Source organism: Telluria sp. ZB4P36 (assembly GCF_059685865.1).
Genome location: NZ_JCASIE010000007.1, coordinates 1 through 16,502, shown reverse-complemented (window position 1 = coordinate 16,502; position 16,502 = coordinate 1). Strand labels below are relative to the sequence as shown.

Here is a 16,502-nt window from a genome sequence, read left to right as displayed (position 1 = left end):
ATGCAATTCACGACCTACCGATTCGCAGCACTCATCGCAGCAGCCACGCTGGCCATGCCAGGGGCGGCCTACGCTAGCGCCCTGGACCAGTTCAAATCCTTCGTGGCCGGCACCAAGGCCGCCAAGGGCGAATTCACCCAGCAGCAGCTCACCAAGTCCAAGAGCGGCAAGGCGGCTCCGGTCTCGAGCGGCAGCTTCGTCTTTGCCCGCCCCGGCAAGTTCATCTGGACCTACCAGAAGCCCTACGAGCAGCTGCTGCAGGCCGACGGCGAGACGCTCTACATCTACGACAAGGACCTGAACCAGGTCAGCACCCGCAAGCTCGGCAACGCGCTGGGCTCGTCGCCGGCCGCCATCCTGTTCGGCAGCAACGACCTGGAAAAGAACTTCACCCTGTCGGAAGCCGGTGAACGCGACGGCGCCGAATGGCTGACCGCCGTGCCGAAGGCCAAGCACACCACCTTCGAGCAGATCGGCATCGGCCTGAAGGGCGGGGTGCCGGTGGCGATGGAGCTGAAGGACCAGTTCGGCCAGGTGTCCCTGCTGAAGTTCACCAGCTTCCAGCGTAATCCGGCGCTGGGGGCGCAGCAGTTCAGGTTCGAAGTGCCGAAGGGCGCCGACGTCGTCAACCAGTAAATTCTCTCGGGGGCGGTACGAGCTTCCCTCGTACCGCCCCCGGCACGCCTATCGTTTACACTAGGCGCATGCACAAGCATTCTCTTCGTTTCCCATTTCCGCTGACCCTCCCAGGAGCGCGTCATGGATGACCTGTTCAAGACCGAACCCGCGCCGCCGCTGGCGGAAGCCCTGCGTCCGCGCACCATCGATGAAGTCATCGGCCAGAGCCACCTGCTCGGCCCCGGCAAGCCGCTCAACCTGGTGTTCAAGTCCGGCAAGCCGCATTCGATGATCCTGTGGGGTCCGCCCGGCGTCGGCAAGACCACGCTGGCGCGCCTGACCGCCTATGCCTTCGACTGCGAGTTCATCGCGCTGTCGGCCGTGCTGTCGGGCGTCAAGGATATCCGCGCCGCCGTCGAACAGGCCGAGCACTATCTGCAGCAGGGCAAGCACACCATCCTGTTCATCGACGAGATCCACCGCTTCAACAAGTCGCAGCAGGATGCGCTGCTGCCCTTCGTCGAGTCGGGCCTGGTGACCCTGATCGGCGCCACCACCGAGAACCCTTCGTTCGAGGTCAACTCGGCGCTGCTGTCGCGCTCCCAGGTCTACGTGCTGAAGGCCTTGACCGACGACGAGATGCGTCAGCTGCTCAAGCGCGCCTCGGCGCGCGTACTGCAGCACCTGAGTTTCGAGGAAGTGGCGATCGATACCCTGGTCGGCTACGCGGATGGCGATGCGCGCCGCTTCCTGAACCTGCTGGAGCAGACCAAGACCTCGGCCGAGACCTCGGGCATCACGACCATCACCGCGGAGTTTGTCGAGAACGCGCTGACGCTCAACGCGCGCCGTTTCGACAAGGGCGGCGACAATTTCTACGACCAGATCTCGGCCCTGCACAAGTCGGTGCGCGGCTCGCATCCGGATGCGGCGCTGTACTGGCTGTGCCGCATGCTGGACGGCGGCGCCGACGCCAAGTACCTGTCGCGCCGTATCGTGCGCATGGCGTGGGAAGACATCGGCCTGGCCGACCCGCGCGCGCTCCAGGTCGCGAACGACGCCGCGACCACCTACGAGCGCCTCGGGTCGCCGGAAGGCGAGCTGGCATTGGGACAGGCCGTGGTCTACCTGGCCATCGCGGCCAAGAGCAATGCCGGCTACAACGCCTTCAATGCGGCCATGGCCTTCGTCCGGAAGGACAAGTCGCGCGAGGTGCCGGTCCACCTGCGCAATGCACCGACCAAGCTGATGAAGGAACTCGGCTACGGCCACGCATACCGCTACGCCCACGACGAGCCGCATGCGTATGCGGCCGGCGAGACCTACCTGCCGGAGGGGATGCGCGAACCGGGCTGGTACCAGCCGGTGCCGCGCGGGGTGGAATCGAAGATCGCCGAGAAGCTGGCCTTCCTGCGCAGCCTCGACGACGAGGCCAGCACCTAGTTTTCCTTGGTGGCTTTCAGCATCAGCCCCGAGACTTCATCGAAATAGGCCAGCGCCGCCGGGGTCAGGTCGACCTGCTTGCGGCGGCTGTCCTCGGTGTCGGCCAGCACCAGCCAGCCCTTGCTGCGCATCGACTTGATGCGGGTATGGATGGTCGCCGGGGCGCCCAGCTCGTCCTGGCCCATCAGGTCGCGCACGCTCAGGCGTTCCTCGAGCTGGCGGGCACGGCCCACCACGCCCAGGATGCGCTCCTCGAGCGGGTCGAGCGGCGGCAGCGCGGGCAGGGCGCGCAGCGCATCCATCAAATTCAGGAAACGCAGGTAAATGTCCGCGGGGCGGGCCGGTTTACTCATGCCTGTACCGCGGATGCGCGATGAAAGTGGTATAACATTTACTGGTATAATGTTTCTGCAAAGTAGTAAATCTTAACCTAGCTCGCGCTTCCGGTCATGTCCAATATGCAGATGAAGTTCGCCATGGCCACAGGGACCGCTGTCCTTTTCCTCGGCGCCATCGGGCTCAACGAACTCCTGTTCTCCCGTTTCGAATTCGCGGCCGGCATCAGCTGGATCTATCTGCCGGCCGGCGTGCGCCTGCTGTGCACGCTGTTGTTCGCCGAGGCCGGCGCCCTCGGCATCCTGTTCGCGTCCTGGTTCATCTGCTTCTTCTACTTCTTCCCGGACGATCCGATCCGTTCCTTCGCCGGCGGCATCCTCGCCGCGCTCGCTCCCTGGCTGACCTACCGGCTGCTGATCGCCGGCCGTATCGGGTCCGCGCTCGCCGGCCTCGGCCCCTGGCGCCTGCTCGGCTGCGCGCTCGCGTTTTCGATTGCCAGCCCGGCGCTGCACCACTTCTGGTTCGCGCTGCAGGGTCAGCGCGAAGGCCTGCTCCATGGCTTCCTGGTCATGGCCAGCGGCGATTTCGTGGGCACGCTGATCGTGCTGTACACGGCCAAGCTGCTGCTCTCGATGGGCCGGCGCTAAGCGGCGCCCGGTCCCCGCTTTGCGCATTCCAGCCCGCGTTTTCGGCGCTTCATCGCATCCCGATGGCGATGCTTCGGTCCGATCGGTAAAGTTCAAGCATACCGAATCACATCTGACCCCAAGGAGCACACCATGAACATCCGCAAAAACTTCGAAGCCATCTTCCTGAGCGCCGCCGCACTGGGCCTGGCCGCCAGCTATGCCACCGCCGCCGGCCGTCCGGTCGACGTGGTGAAACAGGATTCGGCAATCCTGATCGACTCGACCGTCCACGTCGTCGTCGTCAAGGCACCGCGCCTGAGCGTCGCAGAAAAAGCCGGCCTGAAGTAATCAAGAAGCTCGTCAAGTAAAAGCAGGAGAAAACCGCTGTCGGCTTGGTACAATTGTGTTTTCGACATACGCAAGCCCAACCCGACATGATTGACATCCAACTTCTCCGCAAAGACATCGACACCGTCGCCGCGCGCCTGGCGACCCGCAAGTTCCAGCTCGACGTGGTCGGCTTCAACGCCCTCGAAGCGGAGCGCAAAGCGATCCAGACGCGCACCGAGGAACTGCAGGGCAAGCGCAATTCGCTGTCCAGGCAGATCGGCATGATGAAGGGCAAAGGCGAGGACACCAGCGCCGTGATGGCGGACGTGGCCGGCCTGGGCGACGAACTGAAGGCCAACGAAGTGGCCCTCGGCGATGTGCAGGAACGCATGGCGCGCTTCATGGAAGCACTGCCGAACCTGCCGCACGAGAGCGCGCCGCAGGGTACCGACGAATCGGGCAACGTCGAAGTGCGCAAGGTCGGCACGCCGCGCAGCGTCGACTTCGAGGTGAAGGACCACGTCGACATCGGCGAAAAACTGGGCCTGGACTTCGACACCGCCACCAAGCTGACCGGTTCGCGCTTCTCGATGATGAAGGGCGGCATGGCGCGCCTGCACCGCGCGCTGGCCCAGTACATGCTCGACACCCACACTGGCCGGCACGGCTACACCGAGTGCTACACCCCGTACATGGTCAATGCCGATTCGCTGCGCGGCACCGGCCAGCTGCCGAAGTTCGAAGCCGACCTGTTCTCGGTGAAGAAGGGCGGCGCGGAAGGCGAGGGCGAGAATTTCTACCTGATCCCGACCTCGGAAGTCTCGCTGACCAACGTGGTGCGCGACGAGATCGTGGCGCTCGATCAGCTGCCGTTGAAGATGACCGCACACACCCCGTGCTTCCGCTCCGAGGCCGGCAGCTACGGCCGCGACACCCGCGGCATGATCCGCCAGCACCAGTTCGACAAGGTCGAGATGGTGCAGGTCGTGCATCCGGAAGCCTCGTATGCCGCGCTGGAAGAGATGGTCGGCCAGGCCGAGTTCATCCTGACCTCGCTGGACCTGCCGTACCGCGTCATGCTGCTGTGTACCGGCGACATGGGCTTCTCGGCCGCCAAGACCTACGACCTCGAAGTCTGGCTGCCGGCGCAGAACACCTACCGCGAGATCTCCTCGCTGTCGAACTGCGAAGCCTTCCAGGCGCGCCGCATGCAGGCCCGCTTCCGCAACGCCGCCGGCAAGCCGGAACTGCTGCACACCCTGAACGGCTCCGGCCTGGCAGTGGGCCGCACCCTGGTGGCGGTGCTGGAAAACTACCAGCAGGCGGATGGTTCGGTCGTGATTCCGGAAGTGCTGCGTCCCTACATGGGCGGGCTGGAGCGCCTGACTGCGTAAGTTCTATTGGAGCAAATTTTTGCGTACAGTAAAAATTTGCTCTTCCGTTTTTGCAAGCGCGTGGCTATAATGCGTGTCTCTTGCAGCGACCGCAACACCGATTTAGGAGAGGTGGCAGAGTGGTCGAATGTACCTGACTCGAAATCAGGCGTACGGGTGACCGTACCGTGGGTTCGAATCCCACCCTCTCCGCCAGCAAATAAAAAGGGCCCCACCGGGGCCCTTTTTATTTGCTGGCGGAGAGGAGCAAGACCCTGAGGGCCTTGCGCATTTGAGCAGCCGCGGACTTGCGGACCAACGGCAGCCTGTTCTCCGACGGATTCCGCTTCGCCGACCCGTCCTACCCCGCGCTCGACCTGAACAAATGCGACCCGCAAGGCGACTGCCCTGCCAATTTCTGGCGCGTCCACCTGTGTCTAAAAAATATTTTTGACGAAACTGCATCCAATCCCCCGCGTCCGGCGTAGTGCCTGTATCCGCTCCGTGCCCCGGCACCGGAAGGCGGCAGCAGTCTCCAACCACCACGCCATAGGACGCGACCATGACCGACCACACCCTTGCCAGGCTGTTCCTTGCCTCCGCCATCAGCGCCATCCTCGCCGCCTGCGGCGGCAGCGATAAGGCCGATGCATTGCCCCCGCCGTCCACGACCCCGCCGCCGGCCGCCGTGACCGCCGGCGACCTGGTCGTCCTCACCGCCAGCAACCGCCTCGTGTCCTTCAACCGCGAGGCACCCGGCACCGTCCGCACCTCGGCTGCCGTCACCGGCCTGCAGTCCGGCGAGCAGCTGGTCGGCATCGACTACCGTCCGGCCGACGGCCTGCTGTACGGGGTCGGCACGAGCGGCCGGATCTATACCCTCAACCCCGAGACCGGCGCCGCTACCCTCAAGGCCACGCTCAGCGCCGACGCCACCGACACCAGTGCGCCATACACCGCCCTGGCCGGCACCGACTTCGGCGTCGACTTCAACCCGGCGGCCGACCGCCTGCGCGTGGTCGGCAATACCGGGCAGAGCCTGCGCATCAACGTCGATACCGGCGCCACCACGACCGATGGCGGCATCAACGGCGGCGCCGCCACCAGCGCGATCACGGGCTCGGCCTATACCAATTCCTTCGCCGGGACGGGCAGTACCACTTTGTACGCGCTGGACAGCGCCACCGACACCCTGTACGTGCAGAACCCTCCGAACAACGGCACCCTGGCCACGCCGGTCGCGCTGGGCGTGGATGCCGGCGCCGTGAACGGATTCGACATCGACGGCGCCACCAACATGGGCTATGCCGTCGTGGCGCGCACCCTGTATACGATCAACCTGTCCGCCACCACGAACGCAGCCACTGCCGCCGGCGCGCTCGGCGTGAGCGAGGACCTGCGCGGATTGGCGCTGCGCGCGACGCCGTCGCCGATCGTGCTGGGCCTGACCGACGCCGGCCGCATCGTGGCCTTCCGGCCCGCCACGCCCAATGTCCTCGGCGGCGACGTGGCGATCGCAGGATTGAACGCGAACGAAACCCTGGTGGGCATCGACATCCGCCCGCGTGACGGCCTGCTGTACGGCCTCACTTCGGCTGCGCGCATCGTGACGATCGACGCCGCCACCGGCGTGGCCACGGTCAAGGCGACCCTGGCCGCTGATGCCGCCGACACCACCCAGCCGTATGCCGGCATGACGGGGAGCATGTTCGCGGTCGACTTCAACCCGGTGGCCGACCGCCTGCGCGTCATCAGCGACCGCGGCCAGAGCTTGCGCATCAATGTCGATACCGGCGCTACCACCACCGACGGGACCATCAATCGCGCCGGCGCCATGCCGATGGTGACCGCCGCGGCCTATACCAACAGCATCCCGAACGCGGCAGCGACCCAGTTGTTCGACATCGATATCGAGAGCGACAGCCTGGCCCTGCAGAATCCGCCGAACGACGGCATCCTGGTGAACGTGGGGGCGCTGGGTGTGGCGGCAGTGGGCGACGCCGGCTTCGACATCGCGGGCGGGGCCAACGGCATCGCCATGGCTGCGCTGCGCACGACGGCCGGCGGCCCATCCTCGCTGTACCGGGTGGACCTGGCGACGGGCGCGGCGACGCCGGCTGCGGGAGCCGCGAATCCGGCCCTGTCGGTGGCCGGCGCCGGCCTGGGCCTGCGCGACATCGCGATTTCGCTCAGGTAGGCCTCAGATCCTGACCGCCCGTCCAATGAAAAGGATCGGGCCGGTCGGACGTCCGATCGGCGAGCCGGCCGGCGGTTCGAGGGTGATCTCGAACAGCTGGTTCGGCTGCAGCGGCGGCAGGTCGCGCAGCGGCACGTCGACCGCCTTGCCCGGTTCGACCAGGCCGAGCGAGACCGGTTTGTCCCAGCCGTCCGCCTTGGTCCACAACTGCAGCGAGCGCGCAGCCGGCACCTCGGTGGCGCGCAAGGGGACCAGCCGCAGCCTGCCGTCCCGGGCGGACTGCAGTACCCAGCCGGGCGACATGTTCTGCGGCGCGGCCAGCACCACCATGTAGCGCGGCACCGGCGCCTCGGGCTGCAGGGTGACGACGGCCATGGCGACGGCGGCCGCGAAGCCGGCGGCGGCCACGCCGCGCCACAGCGCGAGCCGGTTCCACCAGCCCGCCCGCGGAGCAGCGGGTCTGGCCTGGGCCGCCAGCGCGGCCTCGATCCGCGGCCACAGGCGCGGCGATGGTTCTTCAGGGTCGACGAGCCGGGTCAGCGGCAACAGCCGTGCTTCCCATGCGGCGATTGCCGCGCGCAGCACCGGATCATGCGGCAGCGCGCTCTCCACCTCGCGCCGCTGGGCGTAGGGCAGGGTGCCGAGCACGTATTCGCCGGCCAGTTCTTCGGGGTCACGCTTCGCTTCGGCCATCATCCCATGCACTCCCGTAAGGCGCTCAGGCCGCGCTTGATCCAGGCCTTGACGGTACCGAGCGGCGATTGCAGGCGTTCGGCGATCTCGCTGTGCGAGCAGCCGTCGATGTAGGCGTACAGGATGCTGGTGCGCTTGGCGGCGTCGAGCCCGACCAGGCAGTCGTGCAGGCGTCCGAGGTCCTGGCGCAGGGCGATCGTGTCGTCCATGCCCACGGCCTGGGCGGCGGCGGCACCGAGATCGTCGAGGACCTCGTCGTCGACGGCGATTTCGCGTTCGCCGCTGCGGACCAGGCTGAGCGCCTGGTTGCGCACCACGCTGTAGATCCAGCCGCGCCCGGCGCCGCGTGCCGGGTCGAAGCTGGCGGCGCGGGTCCAGATGTTGAGGAAGGCGTCGTGCAGGACGTCCTCGGCGAGCTGGCGATGGCGCACGATGCGCAGCGCAAGGCCCAGCAGCCGGCTGCCGTCGCGGTCATAGATGCGGCGCAGCGCGGCCTGCTCGCCGCGGGCGCAGCCGGCCAGCGCGGCTTCGTAATCGAATTCGCCTGCCGTGCTCATCGGGACTCCGTTTTGATGGATTTGATGGGTTGATAGTAATGTAAAACAATGACTGCACGGAGCGCAATATTCTTTAGCGCTTTCACCTTCCATAAACGCGAGACAGCGGCTATAATGCGGCCTCGCTTACGCGACCACGCAGCACCGATTCAGGAGAGGTGGCAGAGTGGTCGAATGTACCTGACTCGAAATCAGGCGTACGGGTGACCGTACCGTGGGTTCGAATCCCACCCTCTCCGCCAGTAAATGAAAAAGGCTCCCACCGGGAGCCTTTTTCATTTCCGCAATCGCTCAAGCCGCTGATCACTTCCGATTCCTACCCAAAATCGATGGAAGTTTATTATCAGTAACGGCACACTTGCTACCACACCTCTCTCGAGCAAGGATCTCCCCGTGTTGAAACCGAGCGTCAGCATTGCCATCCTGTTCACCCTGTCGTCCGCCGCCGCCCAGACCCCGGCCGCGGTCCCCGAAGCGCAAGCGGCCGGCCAGGTCGTCAAGATCACCGGCAACAAGACTCCCACCGGGGAAAGCAAGCAGGTATTCGCCGCCAAGCGGCGCGTCCTCAAGGGAAGCCTGGCGCAGAAATGTGCGCTCGACAGCGCCTACTTTTCGGCCCAGGACGATGAGGACACCTACCTCGAGCAGCTCGAACAAGTCCAGGAGCCCGGCGAGACGAGCGAGACCGGCACCCCGATGCCTTCGCCGACCCTGCAGAAATTCAATAGCAAGGCGCCCTACGGCGATGCCTCGAACGTGGTCGATTCCTCGTCCATCACCGGCGCGGCCTCGAGCGTGGCGGCCGGGCCCTGCGCCGTCGGCGACCGCAAGTTCGCCTCGGGGCGCGAACACATCATCCGCAAGGACAAGTCCTTCGCCAACGCGCTGGCCCACCTCGAAGCCAGGGAATACGACAAGGCGGCCGCCCAGCTCGACATCGCCTACAGCAAGATCGGCTATCCCGAAGCCGCCGTCCTGCTGGCCAAGCTGAGCCTGGAAGGCCTGGGCGTGCCGCGCAGTACCGACAAGGCCCTGTACTGGCTCGACCGGGCTGCCGGCACACGCTTCGATGAACGCCGCGACAAGCTGCGTTTCAACCCGAAAGACCCGGAAGCGTCGAACGGCATGATCGACGCGGCGCTGCTGCTGGCCAGGATCCATCTGCATGGCATCGGCGGCGTGAAAAAGGATCCGGCCGCGGCGCGCAAGTGGTACGGCAAGGCCGCCGACTTCGGCTTCGTGCCTGCCCTGAATATGCTGGGACTGGCGTCCCAGGCCGGCGTCGGCGGTCCGCGGGATAGCAAGAAGGCGCGTGACTACTTCCAGCAAGCGGCGGAAGAAGGCTACGTCCCGGCCCAGTTCAACCTGGCGAAACTGTACTACACCGGTGGCGAGGGCCTGGCCCCGGACATCAAGATGGCGGGCGCCTGGTTCGCCCAGGCGGGCAAGTCGGGCCATGCACGCTCCCTGTATGCGATGGCCCGCATGTACGACCTGGGTGAAGGGGTGCCGGTCAGCCAGGAGAAGGCGATCGTGTACTACAAGGAGGCCGCCCTGAAACTGGTGCCCGAAGCGCAGAGCGCGCTGGCCTCGTATTTCTACGCCGGCGAGCAGGTGCCGAAGAACCTCGCCACCGCGCGCCAGCTGTTCAACCAGGCCGCCATGCGCGGCGAGTCCGAGGCCATGTTCAACCTGGCGGTCATGCTGACCAATGGCGAAGGCGGCGACAAGGACCTGGGCATGGCCTATGTCTGGTTCAGCCTCGCCAAGGCCAGCGGCTTCGAGCGCGCCGGCCCGGCCATCGCCGCGATCGACGGCAAGCTGTCGCCCCAGGACCGCGCCAGGGCCGAGGCCATCCTGAAACCGTCGCGCTAGTCGTCGCTCAGCGCGCGTAGCTCGGCCGCTTCGGATCGTAGGTCCAGCCCGGCACCAGGCAGCGCATCGCCACCGCGTCGTCGCGCGCGCCCTGGGCCACTTTCCGGTACAGGGCATGCGCCGCCTCGATCCGGGCCTGGTCCGGTTCGATGCCGAGGCCCGGCCGGTCCGGCACCGCTACCGCGCCGTCGACGATCTGCAGCGGCTCGCGCGTCAGGCGCTCGGCGCCTTCCTGCCAGATCCAGTGTGTGTCGATCGCGGTGATGGTCCCCGGCGCCGCGGCCGCGGCATGGGTGAACATGGCCAGCGAGACGTCGAAGTGGTTGTTCGAATGCGAGCCCCAGGTCAGGCCCCAGTCGTGGCACAACTGGGCCAGGCGCACCGAGCCCCCCATGGTCCAGAAATGCGGGTCGGCCAGCGGGATGTCGACCGCGCCCAACAGGTGCGAGTGGCCCATCTGGCGCCAGTCGGTGGCGACCATGTTGGTGGCGGTGCGCACCCCGGTGGCGCGCTTGAACTCGGCCATGATCTCGCGGCCCGAATAGCCTTGTTCCGCACCGCAGGGGTCCTCGGCATAGGCCAGCAGGTGGCCGTACTCCTTGCCGACCGCGATCGACTCGCTAAGGGACCAGGCGCCGTTCGGGTCGACGGTGCAGCGGGCGTCCGGCCGGCGCCGCTTGATCGCGGCGATGGCCAGCAGTTCGTCCTGCGGCGACATGACGCCTCCCTTGAGCTTGAAGTCCTGAAAGCCGTAGCGTTCGGCCGCGGCGTCGGCCAGGTCCGCGATCGCTTCCGGCGTGAGCGCTTCGCGCAGGCGCATGGCGTACCAGTCGCCGCCGCCGCGCGGCGGCATGTAATCCAGGTCGGTGCGGCCGCTGTCGCCGATGTAGAACAGGTAGGCCAGCATCGGCACCCGGTCGCGCTGCTGGCCGGCCCCGAGCAGTTCGCAGACCGGCACGCCCAGGTGCTGGCCCAGCAGGTCGAGCAGGGCCGCTTCGACCGCAGTAATCACGTTGTCGAGGCGCAGGTTGATCTCGTGCGGCTGGCGCAGCACGGCGGCTTCCGCGGCGGAGCTGACCTGGTGCTGCATTGTTCCGGCATGTGCACCGTTGCTGGCGCGGATGGCATTCAGCGTGCGCTGGTAACGGGCCACCTCGGTGCCCAGCACCAGCGGCACCGCGTTCTGCAAGGCCTTCAGGATGCCGTCGCCGCCGGGCACCTCGCCCATGCCGGTGCGGCCGTCGCTGGCCTCCAGCAGCACCAGGTTGCGGATGAACCAGGGGCCATGGGCGCCGCACAGGTTGAGCAGCATGCTGTCGCGGCCCGCCACGGGGATGACGCGCATGGCGGTGATGGTGGGGCTCGAGGAGCAACGCATGGTGTTCATGGCTGGATAGTGGTTGTGGGCTGGCTCAGTCGGACGGCGGCATGCCGTAGTAGTGCGGGGCGCCGTCCATCACGACGTCGATGCGGTCCAGTACGACGCCCGGATCGAGGGCATACACGCGCAGGGCATGCACGCCGGGCTTGAGCTGGCTGAAGGTGCTGGTGCGCACCGCCATGTTGGACAGCACGTTCTGCTTCCATTCGTCGCTGCGGCCGACGGTCGTGTAGTCGAAGGTCTGCAGCGGGCCGTCGTCGAGCTGCACCGCGATGCGCAGCCGGTGTTCGGAACTAAGCCCGTGCACCGGTACGGCGACGAAGCGGAGCAGGGCGCCACCCTCGCTGCGGGTCTGGAAGCGGTATTCGAGCGGCGTGGCCCTGGTGAGAGCCGCACTGTCGCGCGAGGGCAGGTCGAGGCGGGCGCGCATGGCCTGTCCCGACGTGCCGAGGCCGGGCTGCCGCTCCCAGTCGCTGCCGGCTGCCGCGCTGCCGGCCGGCAGGACGACGATGCGTTCGCGTTCGCCCGGCATGGCCTGGCCTGCCGCCTGCACCTGCAGGTTCAGTTTCACCGCCTTGTCGCCGCACTGCAGCGCCAGGACTGGTTTGGCCGCACCGTCGTATTCCAGCGTGATGCGCTGCTCGTAGCCGTTGGCCGCATCCAGTTTGCCGCCCTGCAGGTGCGGACGCAGGCCTTGGGCGCCGGCGGCGACCGACCAGGCGACGTCTTGCCGGCCGTAGCTGACCAGGGTGATGGCGCGGTTGGCCTTGCGCCCCGCGGGCAGCACCAGCGCATTCGCCTCCATCGAATGCGGGGCAGGGTAGACCAGGCCGCAGCCGCTGCGCGAGGACGTGACCGACAGCTTGCTCCAGGTCGGATAGGCGGGTTCGGCGAACACCGGCAGGCGGCGCGGCGCCATGTCCATGAAGTGGGCCCACTTGCCCTTGCCGAGCGCGTTATAGGCGGCGGTATCGGCCACCAGCGCCGCATGCGCCTCCCTGGCCAGCCCGACGTGGTAGTTGGAGGAAGGGCGCTGCTGCCGGGCGTATTCGGCGGCCAGGTCCAGCTTCAGGATGCGCGTGTTCAGCCTGGCGCTGGAGCGCACCGGGTACAGCACCAGCTGGAAATAAGCGTCGCGCAGCCCGGCCGGCAGGCGCTGTTCCAGCGCTTCGGCGCTCGCCACCAGGGCCGCATAGCGCGCCAGGCGCCGCTCGGCTTCCTCGCCGCCGGTACGGACATAGTCGGTGCTGCGCACCGGCCGGGTCGGTTCGGTCTGGCTCCAGCCCATGAATTCCGGGCGGCGCTCCCAGGCCAGCCCGTAATACTCCTGCTGGATGGCGGCGATCTCCTCGCCATGTGCGGCGCCGAAGGCCTGGGCGGCCCAGGCGGCCAGGTGGCGGGCCGGGTCCTGGCGCAGTACGCCCGCGTCGAAGGCGGCGTCGAGGAAGTACTGGGTCAGGTACTCGTTGGGCTTGATGTCGCCCACGTTGACCACCCACAGGCGCCGCGCCCCCATCTGCCATGCGCGCTCGAGCTGGTCGCGCACCAGGGCCGGATGGGTCGTGCCCAGCCACAGGTAGTCGTGCGGGCGCCCCCAGTAGGAGATGTGGTAGTAGATGCCGTTTCCCCCGGGGCGGGCGCCTTCCTTCGCCGTGCCCAGCTGGTGCAGGTAGCCGTAGTTATCGTCCGGCCACACCAGCGCCACGTCGTCCGGCACCTGGAGGCCGTCGTTGTAGTAATCCAGCACCTCCTTGTACATCGTGAACACGGTGGGGATGCGCGCCGCCGGCTTGCCCAGGCTGCGCGCCAACATGTCGCGCTGCAGCTTGACCACTTCCTGCACGGTGTCGCGGGCGTGCGCGGGACTGGTGGCGCCTTCCATGGCCGAATCGTGCTTGCCGCGCAGGCCGAGGGTGTAGACGTTCTCGTAGCCCTTGACCTGGTCGATGCGCTCCTGCCAGTAGCCGAGCAGGCGTGCGCGGTTGCTGAAGTAGTTGAAGTCGCCGAAGGCGTCCTTCCATTCGCCGACGTTATTGCGCATCATCGGTTCGGCGTGCGAGCTGCCGACCGCGATCGCGTAGTCGTCGGCCGCCTGCGCATTGCCCGGCAGCGTATAGAAGGCGCGGGTCGAGTCGTGCATCGCCGGCCAGATCAGGTTCGCCTTCAGGCGCCACATCAGTTCGAACACGCGCGCATAGGTACGCGGGCCGATGTCCCTGGCCGGGTCATGGGTCTTCGCCGCCCAGGGCTGCAGGCCCCAGTCCTCGTCGTTGATGAAGATGCCGCGCCAGGCCACCGAGGGCGCCGGCGACAGGCGGCGGGCGCCGTCCAGCACCAGGCCGCTGCGGCGCGCCGGCTTGACGTCGGCCCACCATTCCCAGGGAGAGACGCCCAGTTCGCGCGTCGCGTCAACCACCCCGTAGACGGCGCCGCGGCGGTCGGCGCCGGCAATCAGGAGCACATCGCGCCCGCCCAGTTTGCCGGCGGCCCGGATGTAGCGTTCCTGCTGGCCGTTCAGGGGCGCCAGGTCGACGCCCATCGCCTGCGCCGCCTCCGCGACCTGCGGCGACGCGGCGCTGCCGATCACGATGCAGCGCGCGCGGCAGTCCGCGAGCTTGTCTGTCCGGGTGGCCGCCAGCCCCGTTAATTCCCGCAGGTCGCGGCCCAGCAGGTCGCCGGCAAGCCGGAAGGTGGGGTGGGACTCGGCGACGATGACGGGAAGGCGTTCATCCACGTCGAGGGGGAAGGACCGGGCCTGGACGGCGCCGCTGGCCAGCAGCAGGCCGATGGCGATAAAAACAAGGTTCATAAAGGTTGGTTCTGCGCTAGACTAATGTATTAGTGCATTCTAGATAGTTCGCGTGGAGTAAGGCTGCCCGATCCGGAAAAGCTCATGAAGCTGATCGCAGGCGCCTGTCCTGCCCGGGTACCCTGATGCGCCGCGCGAGAACTCTAAAAAAATCATACTGTCAGCCTCAGGCTTCACCACATGGAAACCATCGTATTCAGCGGACCGTTCACTCTCGACCGGTCGCGCCACGCCGCAGTCCAGGTCTACGAGTACCTGCGCGAGGAAATCGTCAGCCTCATGCTCAAGCCGGGAACCGTACTGCCGCGCAACGAACTGTCGGCACATTTCGACCTGTCCGTCACCCCCATCCGTGATGCCCTGATGCGCCTGGAAGAAGAAGGCCTGGTCGACATCTACCCACAGCACGCGACGCGGGTGCGCGGCATCAGCATTGCGTCGGCGCGCCAGGCCCACTTCCTGCGGCTGGCGGTCGAACTCGAAGTGGTCCGCACGCTCGCGCAGAAGAAGGACGCGGCGCTCGGCCAGACGCTGCAGGGCCTGGTGCTCCAGCAGAAGGCGGCACTGAAGGCGCGCGACCTCGAGTCCTTCAACCGCGTCGACCACGCCTTCCACCGCCAGCTCTATACTGCTGCCGACGTCGAGGAACTGTGGCGGCTGATGCGCCACCGCAGCGGCAACATGGACCGCCTGCGCCGCCTGCACTTGCCGCTCAACAACAAGAGCGAGTCGATATTGAAAGACCATGCCGACATCGCCGACGCGATCGGGCGCGGCGATGCGGCCGCGGCCGAAGCCGCCCTGCGGCGCCACCTGTCCGGCACGCTCTCGGAACTCGACGCCTTGCGCGAGCAATATCCGCACTACTGGACGCCCGGTTCAGACTGATCGGCTTGACATGCCTCAGGAAAAGTCCATCGCCTGACCGGAACATGCCGCTTGTCGCAAGACTCTAATGCGTATCGTCGGTGCCGCGGTGCGGCGCCGTCCCACCTTCCGGAGCGGCCATGTACAAACGCATATTATTGCCAACCGATGGGTCGGAGGCCTCGCAGCGCGCCGTCCTGGCTGCCATCGACTTCGCCAGGGAGACAGGAGCGGAGCTGGTCGCCATCACCGCCACGCCAGCTTTCCATGCCATCACTGCCGATACCGGGATGCTGGAACAGACCCGGCAGCAGTACCAGGCAAGCGCCAGCCAGGCGGCGCAGCGCAGGCTGGACGAGATCGCCGCGCTGGCGCGGGCTGCCGGGGTGCCCTGCAGCAGCGTGCAGGTGGTGTCGGACGAGCCGCATGAAGCCATCATCGCCACCGCGCGCGACCGCCTGTGCGACCTGATCATCATGGCCTCGCATGGACGCAGGGGATTGAAGCGATTGTTGCTGGGCAGCGAGACGCAAAAGGTGCTGGTCCACAGCGCGATTCCCGTGCTGGTGCACCGCTAGCACAGCACGGGAAGGGCCGGCCGTAGCAGGCACCGGCATCGGCTTCATCGAAGGCATGCTGCAGAAGGCCGGCCTGCGGGGTAATGCCTGTCACTTAAGGCATTGACCTCTTGGTGGCTTGAGCTAAAACGGATTCATGTTCAAAACATGAATCCGTTTTTTATTATGGCTCTCCAACTTGACCTGGACTATACGGCTGAGCTGACACCGCATGAGTTCGAGCGCTTCGCCAGCCTGATCGATCCAGCCTGGATCGACGAAGCTCTGCAACAGACCGGTACGGTGTCATTGCGCCGACGGCGCTTGCCCGCCGAGCGCATGGTGTGGCTGGTAATCGGCCTGGCCCTGTTTCGCAACGAACCGATCTGGCACATCGTCCAGCAGCTCGATCTCGCCGATGGGCCGACGCCTAGTGCTCCCGTTCCCAGTGCCGCGGTTGCAGGCCGCGAGCGCTTGGGAGAGGCACCGATGGCATGGCTGTTCGAACGCCTGGCAAGCTGCTGGGGGAGCACTGCCATACCTGAACAAGGGTTGTTTCATGGGTTGCGCAGTTACGCCGTCGACGGCGTGGTGTGGTCGCTGCCTGACACACCAGCCAACGGTGAAAAGTTTGGGCGAGGCTCGAACGACAAGAGCAACGGCGCCTGGCCGCAATTACGCGCAGTCTGCTTGATGGACACCTACACCCACTTGATCCGTGCCGCCGAGTTTGGTGATTACGGCATTTCGGAGCTGAGCTTTGCCAAATCACTGATGCACAAGGTGCCGGATCGATCGTTGACGATCTTCGATCGTGCCTATCTCTCGGCAACCCTT

Annotated in this window: 15 protein-coding genes and 2 tRNA genes; 12 read left to right on the top strand and 5 right to left on the bottom strand. The window is 66.5% G+C overall.

Features of this window, described 5'->3' with window-relative positions; all coding sequences use genetic code 11:
- Both lolA and AC56LK_RS11575 read left to right on the top strand, forming a co-directional pair.
- Positions 1-636, top strand: a complete 636-nt coding sequence (gene lolA / locus AC56LK_RS11580; protein WP_497184663.1) for an outer membrane lipoprotein chaperone LolA — start codon at positions 1-3, stop codon at positions 634-636.
- Positions 637-759: 123 nt separating this feature from the next.
- Positions 760-2,061 (top strand): replication-associated recombination protein A, encoded by a 1,302-nt coding sequence (locus AC56LK_RS11575; protein WP_497184662.1) that lies wholly within the window; start codon positions 760-762, stop codon positions 2,059-2,061.
- On the opposite strand, the gene AC56LK_RS11570 is transcribed toward AC56LK_RS11575, so the two are convergent.
- A complete protein-coding gene (locus AC56LK_RS11570) occupies positions 2,058-2,414 on the bottom strand; it encodes a winged helix-turn-helix domain-containing protein (RefSeq protein WP_497184661.1) in 357 nt (118 codons plus the stop codon). The two genes, AC56LK_RS11575 and AC56LK_RS11570, sit on opposite strands and share 4 nt — an antisense overlap.
- 123 nt (positions 2,415-2,537) lie before the next feature.
- On the opposite strand from AC56LK_RS11570, the gene AC56LK_RS11565 reads away from it, so the two are divergent.
- The 5 genes from AC56LK_RS11565 to AC56LK_RS11545 all read left to right on the top strand — a co-directional run bounded on the left by AC56LK_RS11565 (position 2,538) and on the right by AC56LK_RS11545 (position 6,926).
- A complete protein-coding gene (locus AC56LK_RS11565) occupies positions 2,538-3,044 on the top strand; it encodes a hypothetical protein (protein WP_497184660.1) in 507 nt (168 codons plus the stop codon).
- Between the two features lie 132 nt (positions 3,045-3,176).
- Positions 3,177-3,374 (top strand): hypothetical protein, encoded by a 198-nt coding sequence (locus tag AC56LK_RS11560; protein ID WP_497184659.1) that lies wholly within the window; start codon positions 3,177-3,179, stop codon positions 3,372-3,374.
- Between the two features lie 86 nt (positions 3,375-3,460).
- The gene (serS, locus tag AC56LK_RS11555) at positions 3,461-4,750 is read left to right on the top strand and encodes a serine--tRNA ligase (protein WP_497184658.1); all 1,290 of its coding nucleotides are present in this window, start codon (positions 3,461-3,463) and stop codon (positions 4,748-4,750) included.
- Between the two features lie 105 nt (positions 4,751-4,855).
- A tRNA-Ser gene (locus AC56LK_RS11550) sits at positions 4,856-4,945 on the top strand.
- 346 nt (positions 4,946-5,291) lie between these two features.
- Positions 5,292-6,926, top strand: a complete 1,635-nt coding sequence (locus AC56LK_RS11545; protein ID WP_497184657.1) for a DUF4394 domain-containing protein — start codon at positions 5,292-5,294, stop codon at positions 6,924-6,926.
- Between the two features lie 3 nt (positions 6,927-6,929).
- Here AC56LK_RS11545 and AC56LK_RS11540 read toward each other — a convergent pair whose 3' ends face one another.
- The gene (locus tag AC56LK_RS11540) at positions 6,930-7,622 is read right to left on the bottom strand and encodes an anti-sigma factor (protein WP_497184656.1); all 693 of its coding nucleotides are present in this window, start codon (positions 7,620-7,622) and stop codon (positions 6,930-6,932) included.
- Positions 7,619-8,176, bottom strand: a complete 558-nt coding sequence (locus AC56LK_RS11535; RefSeq protein ID WP_497184655.1) for a sigma-70 family RNA polymerase sigma factor — start codon at positions 8,174-8,176, stop codon at positions 7,619-7,621. Before AC56LK_RS11535 ends, AC56LK_RS11540 begins: the two co-directional genes overlap by 4 nt.
- Positions 8,177-8,328: 152 nt before the next feature.
- Here AC56LK_RS11535 and AC56LK_RS11530 point away from each other — a divergent pair.
- Positions 8,329-8,418: transfer RNA gene (locus AC56LK_RS11530), tRNA-Ser, on the top strand.
- A 151-nt stretch (positions 8,419-8,569) separates the two neighbouring features.
- The gene (locus AC56LK_RS11525) at positions 8,570-10,051 is read left to right on the top strand and encodes an SEL1-like repeat protein (protein WP_497184654.1); all 1,482 of its coding nucleotides are present in this window, start codon (positions 8,570-8,572) and stop codon (positions 10,049-10,051) included.
- Between the two features lie 7 nt (positions 10,052-10,058).
- On the opposite strand, the gene AC56LK_RS11520 is transcribed toward AC56LK_RS11525, so the two are convergent.
- Both AC56LK_RS11520 and AC56LK_RS11515 read right to left on the bottom strand, forming a co-directional pair.
- The gene (locus AC56LK_RS11520; protein WP_497184653.1) at positions 10,059-11,438 is read right to left on the bottom strand and encodes an enolase C-terminal domain-like protein; all 1,380 of its coding nucleotides are present in this window, start codon (positions 11,436-11,438) and stop codon (positions 10,059-10,061) included.
- Positions 11,439-11,463: 25 nt separating this feature from the next.
- Positions 11,464-14,241 (bottom strand): glycosyl hydrolase 115 family protein, encoded by a 2,778-nt coding sequence (locus tag AC56LK_RS11515; protein WP_497184652.1) that lies wholly within the window; start codon positions 14,239-14,241, stop codon positions 11,464-11,466.
- A gap of 180 nt (positions 14,242-14,421) precedes the next feature.
- Between AC56LK_RS11515 and AC56LK_RS11510 the strand changes: the two genes are divergently transcribed.
- The 3 genes from AC56LK_RS11510 to AC56LK_RS11500 form a co-directional block, all read left to right on the top strand.
- Positions 14,422-15,129 (top strand): GntR family transcriptional regulator, encoded by a 708-nt coding sequence (locus tag AC56LK_RS11510; RefSeq protein WP_497184651.1) that lies wholly within the window; start codon positions 14,422-14,424, stop codon positions 15,127-15,129.
- Between the two features lie 119 nt (positions 15,130-15,248).
- Positions 15,249-15,686 carry a universal stress protein gene (locus tag AC56LK_RS11505; protein WP_497184650.1) on the top strand — a complete coding sequence of 146 codons (438 nt, stop codon included), beginning with the start codon at positions 15,249-15,251 and terminating at the stop codon, positions 15,684-15,686.
- A 147-nt stretch (positions 15,687-15,833) separates the two neighbouring features.
- Positions 15,834-16,502, top strand: a 669-nt coding sequence (locus AC56LK_RS11500; RefSeq protein ID WP_497184649.1) for an IS4 family transposase, incomplete at its 3' end; no start/stop codon positions are given.